Here is a 20540-nt window from a genome sequence, read left to right on the forward strand (position 1 = left end):
CCTCGCCCATGACCTCGCTCGCCCTCGGCAGCCACATCCGCCGCGTCGTGGTCCACGCGCGCGGCGCCCTTGTCACCCGGGTCGTCACGCTCCCGACCGCGCTCCCGAGCGAGCCGTGCGAGCTCGTCGTCCCCGGCGTGACGCCGCTCTCCGAGCCGTCGAGCTTTCGCGCGCTCGCCACGGGCGCACGCGAGGTCGTCTCCGTCGGCGCGCGGTTCGTCGTCCCCGAAGGGCCTGCCAAGACGGGCTCGGCGCGCGAACGCCTGCGCGCCCTCGAAGCCGAGCGCGACGCGCTGAACGACACGCGCACGCACGTCACGGGCCGCCGCAACTTGCTCGCCGGGTTGTCTTTCGACCTCGGCATGGATCGACGCCTCCGGCAGACGAATCCCCGGACGCGGATCGAGGACGCCCTCGCGACCTCGCGCCTCGCCCAGGAGGAGCTCGCCGTGCTCGACGCGCGCCTCGCGGAGACCGAGGCCTCGCTCGAACGCGTCCAGCGCGCAATCGACGCCGCGCGCCTTGCCGAATCGCAGGCGAGCGCCGAGGAGCGCGCGGGCTCGTCCCGACCGACCCTCGCTTGCCACGTGCGCCTCGGCGCGGGGCAAGGCGCGATCGAGGCGCTCGAAATCGAGTATGTCGTCCTCGCCGCGCGCTGGTGGCCGACGTACAAGGCGTGGCTCACGAAGAATGCGACGCGCGTGCGGCTCGAGCTCGACGCGCTCGTCGTGCAGGACTCGGGCGAGGACTGGAAGGACGTCGAGCTCTCCCTCTCGACGGCCGACCTCGTGCACGACGCGCGTTTGCCCGAGCTTCAATCGCTCCGGTTCGGCCGGGCGCAGCCCCCGGCGAAGCGTGGGTATCGCCCGCCGCCGCCGGGGCTCGACGCGATGTTCGAATCGTACGACGCGGCCATGGCGAAGCTGCCGCGCGCCGTGGAGAACATCCCTGCACCGCCTCCTCCGCCGCGTCCTGCGCGCCCCGGTGTGGCGGCGCCTCCCCGGGCCGGCGTGGTGCCGCAGCCGCAATCCGCCGCCGCGCCGTCTCCGCCGGGGGGGTTTGGTCCGCCGATGGATATGCCTGCGCCCGCGGCGGCCATGCCAAGGGCCGCCATGCCCATGCCCGCGCGGTCGGCGCCTGCGCCGGCCAAAAAGGCGGCGGCGGCGAGGGAGGAGGGAGAGGTCTTGTATTCTCTCGCGGCGACGCTCGGCGGGTATGGCGGCTCCGGGGATTCCCTCGAAGAAACGAGAGGCGGCGCCTACGACGAAAGCGCGCCGCTGCCGCCCCCCGAGCCCGACGATAGCTGGCTCGAATTCGACGCCCTCGTGCTCGCCCCCGTTGACGACAAACCGCGCCGCGGCCGCCTCGGCCGCATCCCCGACGACGCCTCCCGCCGCGAGGCGAGCTCCGCGCGCGAGCGCATCGAGCACCTGCCGAGCCCCGCGCGCACGCAGGATCCCCTCGTCTCCCGCGGACGCTTCGATCACCGCTACGACGCCGAAGGCCGCGGCGACGTCCCCTCGAACGGCCGCCCGCACCGCGTGCACGTCAAGGTCGGCGAGGGCCCGGCGAGCCCGCGCTTCCGCGCCGTCCCGCGCGAATCGACCGAGGTCTACCGCGAGGCCCGCATCGAAAATCCCCTCGGCGCGCCGCTCTGCGCTGGCCCCGTCGACGTCTTCCTCGAAGGCGCGCTCGTCACGACTGCGGAGATCGCGGCCGTCGATCGCGGCGGCTACGTGCAGGTCGGCCTCGGCGTCGAGGAGCGCGTGCGCATCGCGCGAAACGCCCGCATCGAGGAGAGCTCGGCCGGCTTGCTCGGCGGATCCACCGTCGTCGATCACCACGTCACGGTGGACCTCACCTCGTCGCTCGGCGTGCCCATCCACGTCGAGGTCCTCGAGCGGATCCCCGTCACCGACGACAAGGACGTCACGGTGAAGCTCACCTCCGCCGAGCCCGAGCCCGAGGTCTACGAGCAAGCGGACATCGGCGCGCCCGTGCGCGGCGGCCGTCGCTTCCGGGTCGAGGTGCCCGCGGGCGGCAAGTCGAAGATCACCTACGCCTATCGCATCAAGTTGCCTGCCAAGAGCGAGATCGTCGGAGGAAACCGCCGTGAGTGAGCCCGTGGTGGAGCAGGTTCGTTCGGACGAGCCTTCGCAGGATCGCGCTCATCCGAGCCGTCCCGCGCGCGTCACGCTCTTCGAGGACCGCGCCGAGGTCGTGCGCCGCGCCTCCTTCCATGCCTCGAAAGGCGCGCGCTGGGAGGCCCTCGCCGGCGTCTCGCTCCTCGTCGACGACGGCACGGTGCAAGCGAAGGTCACGAAAGGCGAGGCGCGTGTGCTCTCGGCCCGCGTGCTCCGGCGCGCGCACGAGGAGCGGGCGCTCGGGCGTGAGGAGATCGAGGTGCTCGAACGCGAGGCGCGCGCGGCGCGGGATCGCGTGGCCGCGGCCGACCGCGCGATCGAGCGCTCGCAGCGCGGTTTGCAGCACCATTACGAGCTCGCCACGCAATGGGTGAAGAGCGCCTCGCTCGGCCCGCGCAAGGCGTCGGATCCGGACGTCGCGGGCGCGTACCGCGACGGATGGCGCGCGATCGACGGCGCGGCGAAGGCATCCCTCGACGAGGTCGCCCGCCTCCGCGAAGAGCGCGCCCAGGCCGAGCTCGATCGTCGCCGCGCCGAGACGCGCCTCGCCGAAGGACGCGCGGAAAAACCCCGGTACGACGCCGTGATCGAGGTCGAGATCGACGCGGCCGAGGCCGGCGAGGTCGAGGTCGAGGTCACCTACCGCCTGCCCTGCGCGCTCTGGCGCCCCGAGCACCTCGCGCGCCTCGCCTCGGACGGGCCCGAGGCGACCGCGGGTACGGTCGAGATCGTCACGTACGCGACCGCGTGGCAACGCACGGGCGAGCAATGGGACGACGTCGATCTGCGCTTCTCCACGGCCCGGCCCACGCGCGCGGCCTCGCCGCCGCTGCTCGCCGACGACGTGCTCGCGAGCCGCAAGAAGGCCGACGAAGAGCGCCGCAACATCGTCGTCGCCGCGCGCGAGCAATCGATCCAGCTCGCGGGCCTCGATCGCGGCGATCGCGCTGCCTCCGAGATGCCCGGCGTCGACGACGGCGGCGAGCCGATCACCTACACCGGCAAGGAGCGCGCCTCGTTCCCCTCGAATGGCCGCCCTTGCCGCGTGGAGATCGGCCGCGTGACCGTGAAGGCCGAGCTTGCCCGTGGGGTCGTCGCCGTTCGTTCGCCCGCCGCGCACCTTCGCGCCACGGCCACGCTCGAAGGCGCGGGGCCGCTGCTCGCGGGCCCGGTGCGCCTCGCGCGTGGGGCGAGCCTCGTCGGCCGCGCGCGCCTCGATTTCGTGGGCAAGGGCGAGCCTTTTGAGCTCGGCTTTGGCCCGGACGACGCGATCCGCGTGCGCCGCAGCGAGGACGAGAAGCGCGACACGCAAGCGATCACCGGCGCGCAACGTATCGAACGCAAGGTCACGTTGTACCTCTCGAACCTGTCGAACAAGGCGCGGAAGGTCGTCGTCACCGAGCGGATCCCGGTCAGCGAGATCGAGGACGTCGAGATCCACCTCGGCGAGGCGGGCGGCTTCTCCCTGGACAAGGACGGCTTCCTGCGCGCGACGATCGACGTCGGCGCGCACGCGACGCGCACGCTCGTGTACACGTTCGAGCTGCGCGCCGGCGCGCGCGTCATGTTGCCCGCGTTCTGACGTCGCGCTCAGCCGAGCACGAAATCAATCTCGTATACGTCGTAATGCGCGGCGTGCATCCCCATCGCCGCGTACGTCGCTTGCGCGCGATGATTCTCCTTGTCCACGTAGAGCCGCACGCCGCAGACGCCCTTGTCAGCCCGCGCCTTGCCGAGCACGTGATCGTGCAGCGCCCGGTAGACCCCCGTGCGCCGCGCGCCCTCGGCGACGAAGACCGACTGGATCCACCAGAACATCCCGTTTCGCCAATCGCTCCACTCGAACGTGACGAGGAGCTGCCCGACCGTCACGCCCTCGCGCTCGGCCACGAGGTAAAACCCCTTCGCCGCATCCTCGATCACCGCGCGCGTGCCCTGGATTGTCGTCTCCCGATCGAGGGTCTTTCCTTCGGTCTCGAGCGCCATTGCGCGGTGGTTTTGCGCGAGCGCCTCCACGTCCCCTGCGTGCGCGAGTCGAATCGACACGGGCTCCATCGGCGCTTGCCTCACTTCCCCGGCGGCGCGATCGAAGGCTTTTGCCGTTCGTCGGGGTAAAACGTGCGGGGGATCGGCTCGTGCTCCACGAGGTAACCGAACTCCTTCTGAAAATCCTCGATCGAGATGTCGAGCACGTTCGCGAACCGGGCGAGCTGGCTCGAATCGTCGAAGTCGTCCTTGCGCAGCCGCAGCATGTATCTCCGCGCGATCATGTAGCGGTCGCTCGCGATGTCCACCATCCGCACGCGCATGCGTCCCGTCCGCGGGTCCATGATCGTGTCGAACGGCACGGCCTGGAACGAGCCCTGCACCATCGCCACGAGCGCGCCCGTGCCGCCCTCCGCGAGGTACTTCGCCGCGCAATACCCGAGGTCCCGCGCATACTCCATGTCGTATGGGATCGGATCGGCGCAGCGCAGCTCGTAGCCGATGTTCTTCGGGATGATCGTCGCTTTGACCCCGAACTGACGCAGCCGCTTCTGCACCTCGGCCTTCAGGATGTCGGCGAACGCGATCTCCGCGATCCGTACGTGCCCGTGCGCGTCGCGCTCCACGCCCGCGAGCCCTTCGAGGTCGTGCTCCTCCATGCGCTCGACGAGCCCCTCGGCGATCATGGCCACGCCGTCCGCACGCCCTGTCGCGAGGCGCTTCACGATCGCGGCCGCGAGCAGGTCCACCACGGTCTTCAGCCGGACGTGCCCCTCTTGCGGGAACTCCTCGGGGATCAGCGTGAGCGTCGCGCCCGCGGCCTTGCCGATGCCGAGCGCGAGGTGCCCGGCCTTGCGACCCATCGCGACCACGAAGTACCAGCGGTGCGTGGTCTTCGCGTCGACCATCAGGTTTTCGACGAGCTCGACGCCGATGTGGCGCGCCGTCTGGAAGCCGAACGTGTCGGCTTGCCCCGGCAGATCGAGGTCGTTGTCGATCGTCTTCGGCACGTGCACCACGCGCAGCCGCCCCTTCGACTGGAGCGCGATCTGCGACGCCGAGAACGCCGTGTCGTCGCCGCCGATCGTGATGAGCTTGTCCACTTCGAGCCGCAACAAGGACAGGACCGTCTCTTCGAGCAGCTCCTTCGACTTCGTGGGGTTCGCGCGTGCGATCCCGAGGTACGAGCCGCCGCGGAAATGGATGCGGCTCACGTCGTCGATGGACAGCGGGCGGGCGTGCTCCAGATCGCCCTTCATGATCCACTGGAACCCGTCCTGGATCCCGATCACGTCGTAGCCGGAGAGGACCGCGCGGATCGTGGCCGCGCCGATGACCGCGTTGATGCCCGGCGCGGGCCCGCCGCCGACGAGGATACCGACCTTCTTCGGACCGAGGCTCATGACTTCGGCCCCTAGCATCCCCGGAGGGCTTTCGCTAATCTGGACGGGTGACGAGGCGCTTTGGTTCGGTCGTCCTCTTGTTCGCGCTCGTCGCGTCGCCGCTCGCGACAGCCGGCTGCGCGTCGCAAGATCAGACGCCCGAGGCGGCCACGCCGCCCGCGCCCAGGCCGAAAAACGCCGCGGAGATCGCGCGCGTGATCGTGGGCGCCCGCGTCGGCGTGATGGTCTGGCCCGAGCGGCTGAAAGGCCACCCGCTCGAGATGCGCTTGCGCGTGATGAACCCGCTCCGGAGCATGCTCGAAGGCACGGGCATCGACGCGATCAACGACGTCGCCGCGGCCTACGTCGCCTCCACCGGCGTCACGCAGAGTGATCTCGTGGTGGCCATCGTGCAGCACAAGCTCGACGAGCAGCGTGCGCGCCAGGGTCTCAACATGATGATCGCTCGCAGCCAGCCGCGCGGCGAGTGGCTCACGACTACGAGCGTGCCCTCGGCGCGCGTGACGGTGCGCGGCCAAACCCGCGTCGTCGCGCTCGTCGAAGAGGGCTTCCTCGCGGTCTTGCCGGAGTCGCTCGCCCTGCAGGCGGCGCGTTTCGAGGGCACGGGCGGTTTTCCGGATCCCCTCGGGCCCGAGGCCGTCGTCGCCACCGCCACGGACCCTTCGCGGAGCCTCGCGGGCTCGCACGCGCCGCCCGTGCCGTCGACGATCCGTTCGGCCGAAGCGCGCTTGCGCCTCGCCGCGGACGGCGGCGTCGACGTGTCGAGCACGGGCGAGAGCGCCGACCCGGTGCAGGCGGGCGCGGACGCGGCGGCGCTCACGGCCTCGATCGATCGGGCGACCTCGCTGAACCTCGGCATCGTGAAGGTTCGTCTCTTCGCGCCCGTCGTGTTCCGCGCCGAGGGCGCGCAGGTGAAGAGCGACCTGCACCTCACGCAGGCCGAGATCGATCGGCTGCTGACGCTCGCGGATACGTTGATGCCGCGCTAGGCGAGGACAGCCGCGGCGACGACGGCATGCGCTCGGCGGATGCCGGCATGCTCCCAGGGGGATGACGGCATGTGCTCGGCGGATGCCGGCATGCTCCTGGCGGATGACGGCATGCTCCTGGCGGATGTCGGCATGCGCTCGGCGGACGACGGCATGCGCTCGGCGGATGTCGGCATGCTCCTGGCGGATGACGGCATGCTCCTGGCGGATGTCGGCATGCGCTCGGCGGACGACGGCATGCTCCCAGGCGGATGCCGGCATGCTCCCAGGGGGATGCCGGCATGCTCCCGGCGGATGGCGGCATGCGCTCGGCGGATGTCGGCATCGCTCGGCGGACGACGGCATGCTCCCAGGGGGATGCCGGCATGCTCCTGGCGGATGTCGGCATGCTCCCAGGCGGACGACGGCATGCGCTCGGCGGATGTCGGCATGCGCTCGGCGGACGACGGCATGCTCCCAGGCGGATGCCGGCATGCTCCCAGGCGGATGTCGGCATGTGGGCGCGGGAAACGCCGGGAAAATGCCGGGCGAACGGTTGACGGAGGCGTTTCGGCACTCGTAGCCTTCCCCACCTGCGTCGAGGCCGAGGAGGCGGGGTCATGAGGGGGCAGCGGTTCGCAGGGGCGACCTTGGTCGCGATGTACATGGCGGTGGCCATGGTGCCGATCGGATGCGGGGCGAGCGACGAGTACGCCGCCGCGCCCAGGCAGGGCGGCGGGCTCGCGCTCCCTCCGATGACGGTCCGGGCGCTTCAAGCGTGCGTCGAAGAGGGGGGCCAGCGGCTTCGGCACAACGCGTACGAGATCGAGTTCGCGGTCGAGATGACGGGCGACCACGTCACGGAGGTGAGGCCCAAGGGCCCGCGGCTCGACGATACCGGCGTCCAGCAGTGCATGAGGGAAGCGCTGCGGAGGATGGTGGACGCGGGGTTCTCGCCGGACCCTGACGAGCTGGTCTCGCGCGGTGGCCTCTTGCCTACACGAGGCCTGCTGGCGAACACGTGGGCGCTGCCTCAGGTGATACGGTTGATCCCGGTGGTCGTCGGGTCGGGCGGGACGATGATCGTGGTCGCAGTCGCGGTTCTCGTCGTGGTCGCGGCCGTGTCGTTGAAGGATAAAACCGACGAGGAAGCTGAGAGGGAACGGTGCAAGAAGGTGAAGGCACAATGCATCGACGACTGCACCGACGACTTCATGCCGTCTGGAGAGCCGGACGGGATGCCATACCATGATTGCCTGCGGAAATGTCTGGAGGCGAAGGACTGTTGGAAGATGTTCCGGTAACCCTGCCCAGGTCATTGGCACGAGACAGAGGGAGAACCAATGGACAAGGAGATTGCCGAGCACCTGCTTGCGATATCGACGGATTGCACGCGCGATGCAAACGAGTCGATGAAGCGAATCATGGGAACATGCGACGAGGAGACGTTCAAGATGTATCGTCGCCTCGGCGCGAGGATCATGGGCCACCTTTTTACCGAAATCATTGCGCCGATCCAGAGCGAGCACCCCGAGCTCGCGCCGCCGGATTTCAAGCCGATGGAGCTTGTCGAGCGACCGCGGATGAGGCTCACGAAGGAGAGCCAGGACGATTTGCTCGCGTCGCTGAACCGACTCTACGAACAGATCGAGACGATGGCAGGCTTCGTGCGCGAGAATTGCGACAAGGCAGAGGCTGCGGCGTACCGTAGCAGGACCCATGAAGTGCTCGCTCATGTCGCCGAGGCAATGGCGTGCGTATTGTCTGCACACGTCGACGAGAAGTGATGGCAATGCACGGAGCCTTGCGGGGAACCCCCCATGACGTGTGTCGAGGGCGAGGAGGTGGACGCATGGGGAAGCGGCGGCTCGCAGGGGCGACCTTGGTCGCGACGTGCATGGCGGTGGCCATGGTGCCGATCGGATGCGGGGCGAGCGACGAGCACGCCGCCGCGCCCAGGCAGGGCAGCGGGCTCGCGCTCCCTCCGAGGACGGTCCAGGCGCTTCAAGCTTGCGTCAAAGAGGGGGGCCAGCGGCTTCGGCACAACGCGTACGAGATCGAGTTCGCGGTCGAGATGACGGGCGACCACGTCACGGAGGTGAGGCCCAAGGGCCCGCGGCTCGACGATACCGGCGTCCAGCAGTGCATGAGGGAAGCGCTGCGGAGGATGGTGGACGCGGGGTTCTCGCCGGACCCTGACGAGCTGGTCTCGCGCGGCGGCCTCTTGCCTACACGAGGCACGCTGGCGAACACGTGGGCGCTGCCTCAGGTGATACGGTTGATCCCGGTGGTCGTCGGGTCGGGCGGGACGATAATCGTGGTGGCGGTCGCGGTCCTCGTCGTGGTCGCGGTTGTGTCGTTGAAGGATGACACGCGGCCAAAGGATGATGACGATGATAAGCGGTGCCACGAGGTAAAGGAGAAATGTATCGCGCACTGCTCGGGGTCGCCAGGCTTGCCGGCCCCAGGTGGCGGTCGGTTCAGGCGATGCATGCGAGAGTGCATGGAGGCAGAAGGGTGTTCATTTTAGGAGTAAGGCTATGAAATTAGACACGGTGGAAGCTGCACGAGTCGTACGCGATGCCAGCATCGAGGCAATGGATGCTCTAAATTCGGTCGTGGTCGAGGTCGCCCCCCTATTGTCGGAGGCCAGCAGCAAGGCCCTACGATTGGCAGTCGCAAGGAGCATGACGGCGATACTCGACAATCTCGTGAACCCTGTGCTGGAAGAATATCCAGGACTCGAAGCAGATGAGGATACCTGGGGGGATATTGCAGCCAATAGGGCCAGAGAGCGGCTGGCCGCTGTCACCAATTCGTCGAACGAATGATCTGTCCAAACGTCACGAACAAGACCAATGGCGACGAAGACGAACGACAAGTCGTTCGGCGCGCTGCCGGCTATGCCGTTGAAGGGTCCGACGTTCACGGAGCGAGCCGCAGAGCTGAAGCCGGCGTCTCCTCCGAGCGAAACCGGGAACCCCCCATGACGTTTCCCATGGGCGGGCCCGGGCCACGGGTGGACCACCCCCCCCCGCGACGCTCGCCTGGCTCTTCCGCTTCGCCGGCAAGTGATCCCCTACCGCCCGTTCGTCCCGGAACCGTCCGAAAAGTTTGTCGCGGCGCTTGACAACTCGGTTTGTCACGGGTAGGGTTGTCCGCGGAGGCTGACGCTGGGCGTGCGCTCCTGACCCGAGTAGCACCAAGACGCTCGCGTCAGCCTCGTCTTTTCCGGCGCAGGTTGCAGTATGCTATCCCCATCATGCCGCGCGCCGCAGCACTCGTCCCGCTCCTTTGCCTTTCCCTCCTCCTCATCCTCGCGCCTGCGAGAGCGCTCGCAGGCGATGAGCCGAACCGCGTGGCGTTCCGGTTCGACTATACCCCGCCCCGCACGATCCGCGGCTGCATGGGCCGCGATGACTTCATCATGTGGCTCGCGTCGGGGTTCGGTTTTCCGGTTGTCCGGGACGACGCGCGCGCCCTCGTGCGCGTCGAGCTGAAGCGCAAAGGCCGCGAGATCGAGGCGCACGTCTCTGCTTTGGACGAGCACGGCGCCGAGCGTTGGAACGCCGTCATCCCGACGCCGCTCGATTGCCGCGAGCTCGTGCAGGACGCGGCCTACGCGATCGCGCTGAACCTCGGGCGGTGGGAGCTGCAGAAGCAGCCGGCGCCGGAGTGGCTGCTTTTGCGCCCGCAGATCGAGGTCGGGCTCTCGGCCCCGTCCCCCTCGCTGCGATCCTTCATCGCCTACGACGATGACGGCCCGCTTCGTCGACGCACGCCGGATCCGTTCTATGAGGTGACGACGGTCCCCGCCCCTCCGACAAACCCGACGGAGAGTCAAGGGCCAAAGTGGGAACTTGGCGCGGCGGGACTGTTCGCGCCGTACGGTTTGCCCAGGATCGGGTTTGGCGGGTCCGCCGCGGTGTCGGTGACCTGGTCCCGCTTCTCCCTTGGGGGTGAGGTTCGCGTCCTTGCGTCCCTCGTGCAGGAGAACATCGACCCCGAGCAAACCCTTCTGCTCTCCGGGTTGGTCGTTCCGTGCCTGGAGACGTCCTGGAGCTTCGCGGCGTGCGCGCCCATCAGCGTCGGTCGCGCCGCGTACCTGGGCGAGGGCGCAACATATGTAGAGAGTGATGCCCTGGCGGTGTCGCTCGGGCCGCGGTTCGCATACAACTTCAAGGTCACCGAGCGGCTCCGGCTCCGGCCCTTTGTGGAGGCCCTGTTCGCCGTGGGTGGCAATCCGCTCACGGTGAAGCTGCAGAACGGCGATACGCGCGTACACCAGCCGCTCGCTCCGGTCTTCGTTCATGCAGGAATTGTTGTTCTCATTGATGTGCAATAGGAGAGTCGAACATGCGCGTGACCAACGTCGCGTATTTCATCACGCTCGCTGCCGCCGCTCTGCTTGGCGCGTGTTACACGGACGGCGTCACCTGGGAGGTCCCTTGGTGTACCGATAACGAAGGCCGCCACATCCCTTGTGCCGACGCGGACGCCGGCCCGGGCGATGCGGGGACCTCCCAGGAAGGAGACGGCGCCACGCAGCCCGACGACGGAGAAGAAGAGGAGGCCGGCGCGGACGACGCAGGTCCACCATGCGAGGGCGAATGCGTCCCGCTCCGCCCGACGGATTACTCATTCACCGATCCGCACCATGTGTGGTTCGGCCCCGCGCAAAACCCTGCTGCTTGCGCGAGCGGCATGCTGCCGCAGTTCGTCCGATATGCGGGCCTCGTCGTTCCACCGCTCGCGTGCCCCGACTGCACGTGCGGCGCATCGACGGGCGCCTGCGCGCCGCCAAGCACGTTCGTCGCGCAGGCGGCCATCTGCGATCTCGCGGCGGGTTCCGTCGAGACCTCCTTCGCCCCGCCCGACGCGTGGGACGGCGCCTGCACGGCGGAGAACGCCGTCCCGGCGGACCTCGACTGCGAGGGCGCGCCGTGCATCCAGTCCATTGCGATCGGACCCGTCCAGAAGCTCGGCGAGAGCTGCGCACCGACGCCCCCGTCGACCTTGCCGATCCCCGCCACCTCTTGGGAGGAGGTCGCCATCGCATGCGAAGGGCTCACCGGCATGGCCTGGGCCGGGTGCGAGATGGACGAGATGTGCGTCCCGAAGGCCGCGCCCGGCTTCCATTATTGCGTCGCCGCCGAGGGCGACGTCGTCTGCCCGACCACGGGTTATTCGGAGCGCCACCTCTTCTACCGAAACAAGGTGGACACGAGGACGTGCGCAGCTTGCTCCTGCGGGCCCGTCGAGGGCAGCTCGTGCACGGCAACGGCGACCGTATTCAAGGACGACGCGTGCGGCGTGTTCCTCCTCGGCACGTCGATCTCCTCGGAAGAAGGGGCATGTGTCGACATGAGCCCCGAGGACCGAGCCCTCGGGAGCAAGCGCGTGACCGACTTCATGTACGACCCTGGCGCGTGTGCTGCGAGCGGGGGCGGTCCGGAGGGGACGGCCACGCCGACGGGTCCCGTCACCTTTTGTTGCGAGCCCTGACGATTCTCGGGAGGGATCTGCTCGACGCGGATCCTACCAGTGGCATGAGCCACCCGAATGACGTGCGCGTCGCCATTCTCGCGCTCCGTCCTCGCCTGGTCCGCTGGTTTCTCCGGTGGGAACATCAACCGGCGGACGCCGATGATCTTGCGCAGAGGGTGCTCGACATCGGTCTCGCACACGCCGACCGCTACGACCCCGAGCGGGGGAAGCTCTCGACGTGGCTCTATCGAATCGCGAAAAACGAGTCCTTTCGACGCAAGAAAGGCGTCGCCGAGGAGGGCAACACCTCCTGGGGCGACCCCGACGACGCGCTGCGGGTGGCGTCGGCCGCGTCCTCGCCCGCAGCGCTCCTCGCCCGAAAGGAGATGGTTCAGCTCATCGACCGGCGCCTGCGCAGCATGGACCCGCGCTTGCGCGATGTGCTGTACGCGCATGTCTTCGACGAGCTCTCCGAAGGGGAGATCGCCGAAGCTCTCGGCATTCCCGAAGGCACCGCGCGCTCACGCCTCTCGCGGGCCTGTGCCCAGGCGCGAGAGCTCCTTCGTGGGTACGAGAGCGAGCTGCGCCCGTTCATGGCGGCGATCCTGGCGGGCTCCGCAGCGCGTCCCGCGACGTGGGGACGCCGCACAGCGGAGGTGCTCGTCTGCACCGCCGGCCTTGCCGGCGTCGCCTACGGCCTCATGAAGCCGCCCCAAGTCCTGGAGACCGCCCGGTCTTCCTCGCCCGCCGTGCAGGTGAACGTGAACGCCGGAGCCGTCGCAGAAGACCCGCCACCCGCGCCCGCGCCCGCGCCGCTCTGCTCGTGCGTGGATGCCTTGAACACGAGCCGGCCACGCGCGCTGGTTGCAGAGATCGAGCACGCCGCTGCGCACGGAGACCAAGAGGCCGCTCGTGCCGCCCTCGTGCGTTACTTCCGGATGTACCCGCGCGACCCCCTGCATGCGCGCGCGCTTTTTGGGCACCTGCTCCAGCCGTAGAACACCCTCGCAGAAAAGCGATCGAACGCGGGAGGGTTCGTGGCCCAGCAGGAACTATCAGGGATGAGGCGGCGATGCGCGTCGCCCTCCCGCCCGAGCCGAACGCTCTGCTCCCGGCCTCATGAAACGAAATGGGCGCCATACGCGGGCTCGGGCGGGACTTTTTTCGACGAACGACCGGCAGAAGTGGGCGATGGAGGCGGCGCATGTCTGGGCAAGCACCTCGCGCCTCCATCGTCCTCTCCTGCCGGCCGATCCTCGCCGTCGTGGCAGCCACGAACGCCCCGCGCGCCGGGCTGACGCTCGCGCCATCCCACTGCTACGCTCGGCCCCCATGAGGCTCGTGAAGATCGGGGTTGCCAGCGTGAACGCGACGATCGGCGCCGTTCGCTCGAACGTGGATCGGTGCATCCGCCTCGCGACGGCGATGGCCGAGGACGACGTCACGCTCGCGGTGTTCCCGGAGCAGGTCGTCGGCGGGTACGCGGCGGAGGACCTCGTGCAGTGGCAGGCGTTTGTGGAGAGCCAGCGGCGCGAGCTCGAGCGCTTCGCCGTGGAGACCGCGCGGCTGCGCACGGTGTTCGTCCTCGGCCTGACCGTCGGCGTCGACGGCGACCTCTTCAACGTCGGCGCGCTCGTGCACGGCGGGAAGATCCTCGCGTTCGTGCCGAAGGAAAAACTCCCGACGTACAACGTCTTCTACGAGGCGCGCGTCTTCTCGCGCGGCGTGCCCGGCTTGAACCTCGATGCGCGCGGCGTGTTCTGCGGCGATCGGATCTTCCAGTTCGATTTCGGCCTCCTCGCGATCGAGGTCTGCGAGGACATCTGGTCGCCGGACGGCCCGATGCGGCGGCGTTGTTATTCGGGCGCGGAGATCGTCTGCAACCTCTCGGCCTCGCCGTTCCGCGCGGGCGTCGTGGGCACGCGGCGGGAGATGATCGCGACGCGGGCCGCGGACAACCAGTGCACGATCGCGTACGCGAACCTCGTCGGCGCCAACGACGGCCTCGTCTTCGACGGCGGCGGGTTCGTCAACCAGAACGGCCGGCCCATGCTGGAGGCGACGCGCTTCCGCGAGGGATACGCCGCGACGGTCGTCGACCTCGATCGCACGATCCGCAGCCGCCGCGAGGCGAGCACCTGGAGAAGCGACCTCGAAGCCTTCCGGCGCGAGCAGACGCCCGTGCCCGTGACCGCTCTTCACGAGAAGACGGCCGATCGCTCGAAGCTGCGTTACCCCGCGCCGCCGCCCGGGACCTCGTTCTTCTTGCCCTCGGCGAACCTGCCGGTGAAGACGCCGCGCGAGGAGCTGCTCGACGATTTCTACGACGCGCTCGCGCTCGGCGTCGCCGACTACTATCGCAAGATCGGCGCGTTCCGCCGCATCGGCCTCGCGCTCTCGGGCGGGCGTGACTCGCTGCTCACCTTGCTCGTCGCGCATCGCGCCGCCGAGCTGCTCCACCCCGACCTCGAAGGTGCGGCGCTTCGCGAGGCGGCGGGCTCCATGATCAGCGCGTTCTACATGCCGTCACGGTATTCGAGCGACGCCACGCAGAACGCGGCTGCGCGCATCTGCGCCGATCTCAGCGTCTCGTTCATGATCGTGCCGATCGAGGACGCGTTCGTGCGCGAGCTCGACGCGACGCGCACCCTGCTCGGACCGGGCGGCCCCGAGCCGACCGAGCTCACGAAGCAGAACGTGCAGGCGCGGATTCGTGGCCAGCGCATGTGGAACTGGTCGAACACGAGCGGCGCGCTCTTCCTGCAGACGGGGAACATGAGCGAGAAGGCGCTCGGATACACGACCGTCGGTGGGGATCTGGAGGGCGCCTTCAGCGTGATCGCGAACCTGCCGAAGACCGTCGTCATCGCGCTGCTCGAACGCCTGGAGAAGCGGTTTGGTTATCCGGGCATCCGCGCGACGCTGGACACGACGGCGGGCCCCGAGCTCGCGGCGAACCAGTCGGGCGAGGCCGAGCTCATGCCGTTCGAGGTGCTCGACGCGTGCCTCTACCTCTACGGCGCGGAAAAACTCGCGCCGAACGAGGTCGCGCTCGCGCTGAGGAGCGTGTTCCCGGATCGGGATCCGGTGCAGCTCGCCCTGTGGGCGGAGAAGTTCGCGCGCCTGTTCACGCAGTCGATCTTCAAGTGGGTGCAATCGCCGCTGGCGATTCACCTCGGCTCGCTCGACCTCGACCGCGAGCGCGCGTTGCAATTGCCCGTCGTGCAACGGACGGAGTGGAAGGGCGGGTGAGCGGAGCGGCGTCGCGCGGGTTTTACTGGTTGCGCTTGATCACGTGAAACCCGAACGGCGTCTCCACCACGCCGCTCGTCTCGTCCACCTTCAGCGCGAACGCCGCATCGCTGAAGGGTTTGACCATTCCCTCCGGCTTGAACTTCCCGAGGCTGCCGAGCCTCTCCACCGTCGCCGCGTCGTCCGAATACTCCTTCACGAGCGCCGTGAAATCGTCGCCGGCCTTCGCCTTGGCGGCGACCTCCTCCGCCCGTTTTTTCGCGTCCGCCTTCGAGCGCGTCACCGTCTTCGGCGCGTTCTTCGCGCCCTTGTACGCGACGAGCACGTGCTGGGCCGCGATCGACTCCGGGGGTTTTTCCGGCGCGGCCGCGGCCTTCTCGGGCGTGGGCGCGGGCGCCGCCGTCGGCGTGGGGGTGGGCGTGGGCGCGGCCGCGGGGGCCGCGGACGTGGCGGGCGCGGGGGCCGGCGGCGGATCCTGGCAGGCGAGGAGCAGCGCGGGAACGAGCAGGAGCAGAGAGCGCGGGGAGAGCATGGGGATCCTCATTTCGTCATCGTCTTCGAGAAGACCACGGCCCCGCTTCTGTCGATGAACTCGAACGAGAGCTTCGGCCCGTCGAACTCCATGTACGCGAACCCTTCGACGGCGTCCGAGAAGTAGAGCTGCTTCTCGTCCTTCGGGACGAACTCGAACGTGTCGCGGGTCTTCGCGCCTGCGCCGCTCACCACGAAATGCGTGCCGGGGCAGTCGCCGTCGCGGCCCTTGTCGATGAACTCCAGGTTGTGGTCGTGCCCGGTCATGAACATGTCCGCGCCGCAATAGATGGCCTTCTGGAACGCGAACATCCCCGCGATGCCGAGCAGGTTGTTGTCCCAGAAATGCTCGCCCGAGGTGAACCGCGGGTGGTGGCCGAAGACGATCTTCCACGTCGCCTTCGAGCTTTTCACCTTCGCGCTCATCTGGTCCTTCTGCGTCCCGTTCAGGAAATCGACCGTGTCGAGCGCGAAGAGATGCACGTGGCCGATCGTCACGTCGTACCACGCCGCGGGCATGTGCCATTTGTCGCTCGGCCGCATCCCGGGGCCGCTCCCGAGCGGCAACGACGCGTAGTCGATCTGCGCTTGTTTGTTCCCGCTCGACGTGGGGCCGTGGTCGTGGTTGCCGAGCACCACGTAGAACGGCACGCCATGGAGGTTCGGCCGGTCGTAAGGCGCCTCGAACTTCTCGCCCCATTGCGGGTCGTCCACGCTCGCCACGCCGTTGTCGTAGAAGTTGTCGCCGTTCACGAGCACGGCGTCGCAGCCGCCCACCTTCTCGCATTTCTCGTTCATTCGATCGGCGACGGCGTGCTGGGCCTCGTTGCCCTCGCCCGTGTCGCCGATCGCGAGCAGACGGACCACCTTCGCCCCCGGGCCTCCGCCCGCGCCGCCATTGCCCGTGCTCGACGTCGATGAGCTGCCCGTCCCGCCTGCACCGCCCGCCCCGCCTGCACCGCCCGTGGCCCCGGCGCCGCCGCTCCCGGCGCCCCCATTCCCCGCGCCGCCTGCGCCCGCCGCGCCCGCGCCGGTGGTCGCCGTGCCGCCGGTGGTCGTGGACGTGTTCACCGCGTCTCCCGAGCTACAGCTCACGATCGCGAGGGGCGCGAGACAGCCGAGGACGAGAGACGAGGCGACGAGGCGCCACGTCCGCGAAAGAGAGCGTCCGACGTCAGCCATGGAGGGCAATGTACACAATTCGTTCGCGGATGTCGTTATGATAGGCTCCGCCCCTCCGCCGTCATGAACGCAGAGCCCCTCGTCGTCGCGAGCTCCTCCATCGAACACCGCCGCCCCCGGCTCGGCGGGTGGCTCATGCGCGTGGGATTCGGCGGCTTCGTCGGCTTCCCCGTGCTGATCGTGACGATCCTGGCGATCGTGGGGCCGTCGAAGGCCGATGCGTCGGTGCCCCTCTCGGTGCTGAGCTTCTTCCTCGCCGCCCTCGGGCTTCTCGTCGCGCCGTTCGTGTCGATCGTCGGCGCCGTCCTCACGGCGTTATCGCTCCCGCTGCGGAGCGCCGGCATGCTCCGGGCCGATGGCCAGGGCCTCGTGGTCGTGCAGGGAGGAAAGGAGCGCCATTTCGCGCGTTCGGCCATCGAGGGCGGGCTCGTCCTCCCGGGCACGCTCCTCGATGGGAAGCGCCCGCGGGTCGAGCTTTACCTTCGCCGAGGCGGCGTGCTCACGGCCGAGGTCCCCGACGGCATTGCGGCGCATCGGATCCTCGACCGGCTCGGCATCGACGTGGCGCGTCGGCGCGTGGCCGTCCTGAGCGGCTCGGCGTACCGGCCGCTCGCCGCGGGGTGCCTGAGCCTCCCGATCGTCTGCTTCCTTTTGGCGATCCCGCTCGGCTATTTCATCACGGAATACCCCTCCGCCGCTTGGCCCGTGCTCGTCTTCGCATGGGCCGTCATGCTCACGATGTTTTTCATCGTGCGGCTCACGCGGCCGCGCGAGATCATCGTCGGCAGCGATGGGCTGCGCATCCTCCGGGGCGGCCTCGACGATCGATGGATCCCGCATTCGCGGGTCTGCACGATCGAGGAGACGCCACGCGCGTTGTTCGTCGTCGTCGGCGAGGCTGGAAGGCCGGGTCGGCGGATCGAGGTCGCGACGGGCGACCCGAGCTTCATCCTGGCGGTGGCCGGCCGGCTGCGGCTCGCGATTGCGCTCGGGTCGAACGGCGCGGGCGGTCCGCCGGTCGGGGCGGAGCTTGATCCGGCGGGCAAGTCGTTCACGGAATGGAAGGACAAACTCCAGTCCCTCCTGCTCCACGCGGGATACCGAAAATCCGCCATGACGTACGAGGAGCTCGTCGCCGTGGTCGACGATCCGGACCTGCCGCCGGGGCAGCGGCTCGGGGCGGCCCTGGCGCTCGGCCTCGCCAAGCACCCCGACGGGCGCGAGCGCATTCGCGTGGCCGCGGAGGCGTGCGCGGACGACGCGATGAAACACGCGCTCGAAGAAGCGGCCGAGGGCGAGCTCGACGAGCGAGCGCTGCGGCGCGTCCTCGATTGAAAGGGTCAGTTCACGTCGCGGTCCTGGAGCAGGATCGTCTCCGGGTCGCGCCGGTAGACGAGCTCGCCGTCGTCCGTGACGTCGAGCTTCGCGAGGTCGTCCCGCACGAGGCGGTCGAGCGCGCGCTCGGCTTCCCGCGTGTTCGGCATGCCGAGCTTGGCCGCGACCTCGCGGGCCGTCGCGCCGCCGCCGCGCAGGGCGTCGAGCAGCGCCGCGCGGCTCACGGCGTCCACGCGCCGCGAGGACTCGACCTCCTCGATCATGCCGAGCCCACGCCACACGAAGGTGACGCCCAAAAGGACCGGGAGCATGCCATAAAGGACAAACCCGAGCGCGAGCGTCAGGATCGAGGGGGAACGCAGGGCGGAGAGCCAACCGACCGCCCCGAACGCGCTCGACAGCGCGCCCACCGTGACGAGGGTATTCCCGACCAGGCTCCTGCGTCCGCTCGTGGGCGTGCTCTGTGTACCCATGATCGCCTCGCCGGTCGCCGTGGGGCAACGGGCACGCCATTCGAGGCGAGCAGGCAGAGGATGGGTGGACATCGCCCGGGGAACCTGGAAAGTGCTGATATCGAGGCGTTGGTTCCGGGATTGCGCCGCGTCGCGGGTGAACCTGGAAAGACCGGGGCCAAAAGCTTTCTGGAGCGGGCGGCCGCGGCTGGCAGGCGGGGGGCCCTTGGGCGTGCGCTCGCTCGCCGGGCCGGGGACGAGGTTCACCATGATCGAGGGGGAGGTACCGTCGCCGCGGGGCGAGGGCCAAGTCTTTCACGCGCCTCGCCGGCGGGGCTACGCGCCGCGCCAACGGGGCGACGCACCGCGGCGGCGGGGCTGCGTGCTCACCCTCCGTGGCGGCGAGGGTGCTCGTCACGGACATTTGCGACGACATTGGCGGATGCGTGGCCGAAGCGCGTCGTTTTTGTGACATCGCCCCGCTCACCGGGCTTGACGTGACGCCCGCTCGGCTGCTCCGATCCGCGGTTCGGAGGGCAAAAGCATGCGAAACGGGTTCTTTTCTTCGGGTGTTTCGAGGGTCGTTTGCGCGGCGGCGCTGTCCGGCGCGTGGATCGCAGCTTGTTCGGCGACGGGGAACGACACCGAATTCGCCAATTCGGGCAGCGACAATGACTCCGGCTCGGGAAACGTCGGGGGCCAAGGCGGCGACGGCGGAGGCTTCATCCCGGCCGGCGCCGGCGGCAATGGAGGCTCGGGCGGCGGCGATAGCTGCGCGGCCACGAAAAACAAGGCCCAGCAGGTGCCGCTCGACATGTACATCATGTTCGACCAGTCCTCTTCGATGAAGGACAACTCGAAGTGGGCCTCGACGACGGCGGCCCTCAAGGCGTTCCTCGAGCAGCCTGCCGCCGCGGGGATCGGCGTTGGTATCCAGTATTTTCCGCAGTCGAGCGGGGTCGTCTGTCCCGTGATCCCATTCTGCAATGTGGACGCCGATTGCGGGCCGGCCGCCTGCGGCCCCTGCGCCCCGCCCACGCCCGGCTTCCCCATCAAGACCTGCTCGACCGCCGGCGGCGATTCGTGCAAGCCCTCCGACTACGCCGTGCCCGACGTGCCGATCGCCCCCCTGCCGGCGGTCGGGACGACGATCATCAACTCGATCAACTCCCATTCCCCGTCCGGGAGCAGCACGCCGACCGGGCCGGCGCTCCAGGGCGCCATCGATTACGCCAAGCAATGGGCGACCTTGAACCCCACGCACACGACGGTCGTCGTGCTCGCGACGGACGGGGAGCCGACCGGCTGCTCGGGCGGCATCACCTCCGTCAACGCCGCGGCGGCTGCGTATAACGGCGTGCCCAGCATCAAGACCTTCGTCATCGGCGTCGGCAACATCGCGAGCCTGAACAGCGTCGCTGCGGCCGGCGGGACGAGCTCGGCGTTCATCGTCGACGGGAGCCAGAATGCGAACGAGGAGTTCCTCAAGGCGATGAACGAGATCCGCGGCGCCGCGCTCTCGTGCTCGTACCTCATCCCGCAGCCGCCGCCCGGCGACGACATCGATTACAACGCGATCAACGTCGAGTACACGCCGGAGTCGGGGATCTCGGTCGTCATCCCGCAGGTGAAATCGGCGGCCGACTGCCCCGCGGCGGGCCTCGCCTGGTACTACGATGTCCCCGGGGCGCCGAAGCAGATCGTGTTCTGCGACGCGACGTGCTCGCAGGTCGCGAAGGACACGAAGGCCGAGATCGACGTCCTTGTCGGCTGCGCGACCATCGTGAAGTGAGATTCTCG

General features: G+C 69.0%; 18 protein-coding genes. 13 read left to right on the forward strand and 5 right to left on the reverse strand.

Translation table 11 applies throughout. From position 1 onward, the window contains the following. Positions 1-8: 8 nt before the first annotated feature. Together QHF89_RS01770 and QHF89_RS01775 are read left to right on the forward strand one after the other, a co-directional pair. Entirely contained in the window at positions 9-2120 is a 2112-nt protein-coding gene (locus tag QHF89_RS01770) for a DUF4139 domain-containing protein (RefSeq protein ID WP_136965331.1), read from the forward strand. Then, a complete protein-coding gene (locus QHF89_RS01775; RefSeq protein ID WP_284719907.1) occupies positions 2113-3726 on the forward strand; it encodes a DUF4139 domain-containing protein in 1614 nt (537 codons plus the stop codon). The genes QHF89_RS01770 and QHF89_RS01775 overlap by 8 nt, the downstream gene beginning before the upstream one ends. Positions 3727-3734: 8 nt before the next feature. On the opposite strand, the gene QHF89_RS01780 is transcribed toward QHF89_RS01775, so the two are convergent. Then, the gene (locus QHF89_RS01780; protein ID WP_136965333.1) at positions 3735-4199 is read right to left on the reverse strand and encodes a GNAT family N-acetyltransferase; all 465 of its coding nucleotides are present in this window, start codon (positions 4197-4199) and stop codon (positions 3735-3737) included. Positions 4200-4210: 11 nt separating this feature from the next. Beyond that, the gene (gene pfp, locus QHF89_RS01785) at positions 4211-5533 is read right to left on the reverse strand and encodes a diphosphate--fructose-6-phosphate 1-phosphotransferase (protein WP_136927476.1); all 1323 of its coding nucleotides are present in this window, start codon (positions 5531-5533) and stop codon (positions 4211-4213) included. 47 nt (positions 5534-5580) lie between these two features. Here pfp and QHF89_RS01790 point away from each other — a divergent pair, with 47 nt between their 5' ends. From QHF89_RS01790 to nadE, 9 genes are all read left to right on the forward strand, one after another. Next, entirely contained in the window at positions 5581-6522 is a 942-nt protein-coding gene (locus QHF89_RS01790) for a hypothetical protein (protein ID WP_136965334.1), read from the forward strand. Positions 6523-7178: 656 nt separating this feature from the next. Next, entirely contained in the window at positions 7179-7805 is a 627-nt protein-coding gene (locus QHF89_RS01795; protein ID WP_136965335.1) for a hypothetical protein, read from the forward strand. Positions 7806-7844: 39 nt separating this feature from the next. Continuing rightward, positions 7845-8288, forward strand: a complete 444-nt coding sequence (locus QHF89_RS01800) for a hypothetical protein (protein WP_136965336.1) — start codon at positions 7845-7847, stop codon at positions 8286-8288. 65 nt (positions 8289-8353) lie between these two features. Beyond that, entirely contained in the window at positions 8354-9031 is a 678-nt protein-coding gene (locus tag QHF89_RS01805) for a hypothetical protein (protein ID WP_136965337.1), read from the forward strand. A 10-nt stretch (positions 9032-9041) separates the two neighbouring features. Then, positions 9042-9332 (forward strand): hypothetical protein, encoded by a 291-nt coding sequence (locus tag QHF89_RS01810; RefSeq protein ID WP_136965338.1) that lies wholly within the window; start codon positions 9042-9044, stop codon positions 9330-9332. A gap of 431 nt (positions 9333-9763) precedes the next feature. After that, positions 9764-10846 carry a hypothetical protein gene (locus QHF89_RS01815; protein WP_136965339.1) on the forward strand — a complete coding sequence of 361 codons (1083 nt, stop codon included), beginning with the start codon at positions 9764-9766 and terminating at the stop codon, positions 10844-10846. 11 nt (positions 10847-10857) lie between these two features. Then, positions 10858-12006, forward strand: a complete 1149-nt coding sequence (locus QHF89_RS01820) for a hypothetical protein (RefSeq protein WP_284719909.1) — start codon at positions 10858-10860, stop codon at positions 12004-12006. A gap of 44 nt (positions 12007-12050) precedes the next feature. Beyond that, positions 12051-12986 (forward strand): RNA polymerase sigma factor, encoded by a 936-nt coding sequence (locus tag QHF89_RS01825; RefSeq protein ID WP_284719910.1) that lies wholly within the window; start codon positions 12051-12053, stop codon positions 12984-12986. Positions 12987-13320: 334 nt separating this feature from the next. Beyond that, a complete protein-coding gene (gene nadE / locus QHF89_RS01830; protein ID WP_136965341.1) occupies positions 13321-15240 on the forward strand; it encodes an NAD(+) synthase in 1920 nt (639 codons plus the stop codon). Positions 15241-15262: 22 nt separating this feature from the next. On the opposite strand, the gene QHF89_RS01835 is transcribed toward nadE, so the two are convergent. Both QHF89_RS01835 and QHF89_RS01840 read right to left on the reverse strand, forming a co-directional pair. Continuing rightward, entirely contained in the window at positions 15263-15772 is a 510-nt protein-coding gene (locus tag QHF89_RS01835; RefSeq protein ID WP_284719911.1) for a peptidylprolyl isomerase, read from the reverse strand. An 8-nt stretch (positions 15773-15780) separates the two neighbouring features. Further along, positions 15781-16953, reverse strand: coding sequence for a metallophosphoesterase (locus QHF89_RS01840; RefSeq protein WP_136965343.1), 1173 nt, complete (start codon positions 16951-16953; stop codon positions 15781-15783). Between the two features lie 63 nt (positions 16954-17016). On the opposite strand from QHF89_RS01840, the gene QHF89_RS01845 reads away from it, so the two are divergent. Beyond that, on the forward strand, positions 17017-18288 hold the full coding sequence (locus QHF89_RS01845; RefSeq protein ID WP_136965344.1) for a hypothetical protein: 1272 nt from the start codon (positions 17017-17019) through the stop codon (positions 18286-18288). A 5-nt stretch (positions 18289-18293) separates the two neighbouring features. Here the strand turns inward: QHF89_RS01845 and QHF89_RS01850 are convergent, their stop codons facing one another. After that, positions 18294-18761 carry a hypothetical protein gene (locus QHF89_RS01850; RefSeq protein ID WP_284719912.1) on the reverse strand — a complete coding sequence of 156 codons (468 nt, stop codon included), beginning with the start codon at positions 18759-18761 and terminating at the stop codon, positions 18294-18296. 523 nt (positions 18762-19284) lie between these two features. Here QHF89_RS01850 and QHF89_RS01855 point away from each other — a divergent pair. Continuing rightward, positions 19285-20532, forward strand: a complete 1248-nt coding sequence (locus tag QHF89_RS01855) for a vWA domain-containing protein (RefSeq protein ID WP_136965346.1) — start codon at positions 19285-19287, stop codon at positions 20530-20532. The last annotated feature ends 8 nt before the right edge of the window (positions 20533-20540 follow it).

This window comes from Polyangium sorediatum, from assembly GCF_029946465.1.
GTDB lineage: Bacteria > Myxococcota_A > Polyangia > Polyangiales > Polyangiaceae > Polyangium > Polyangium fumosum.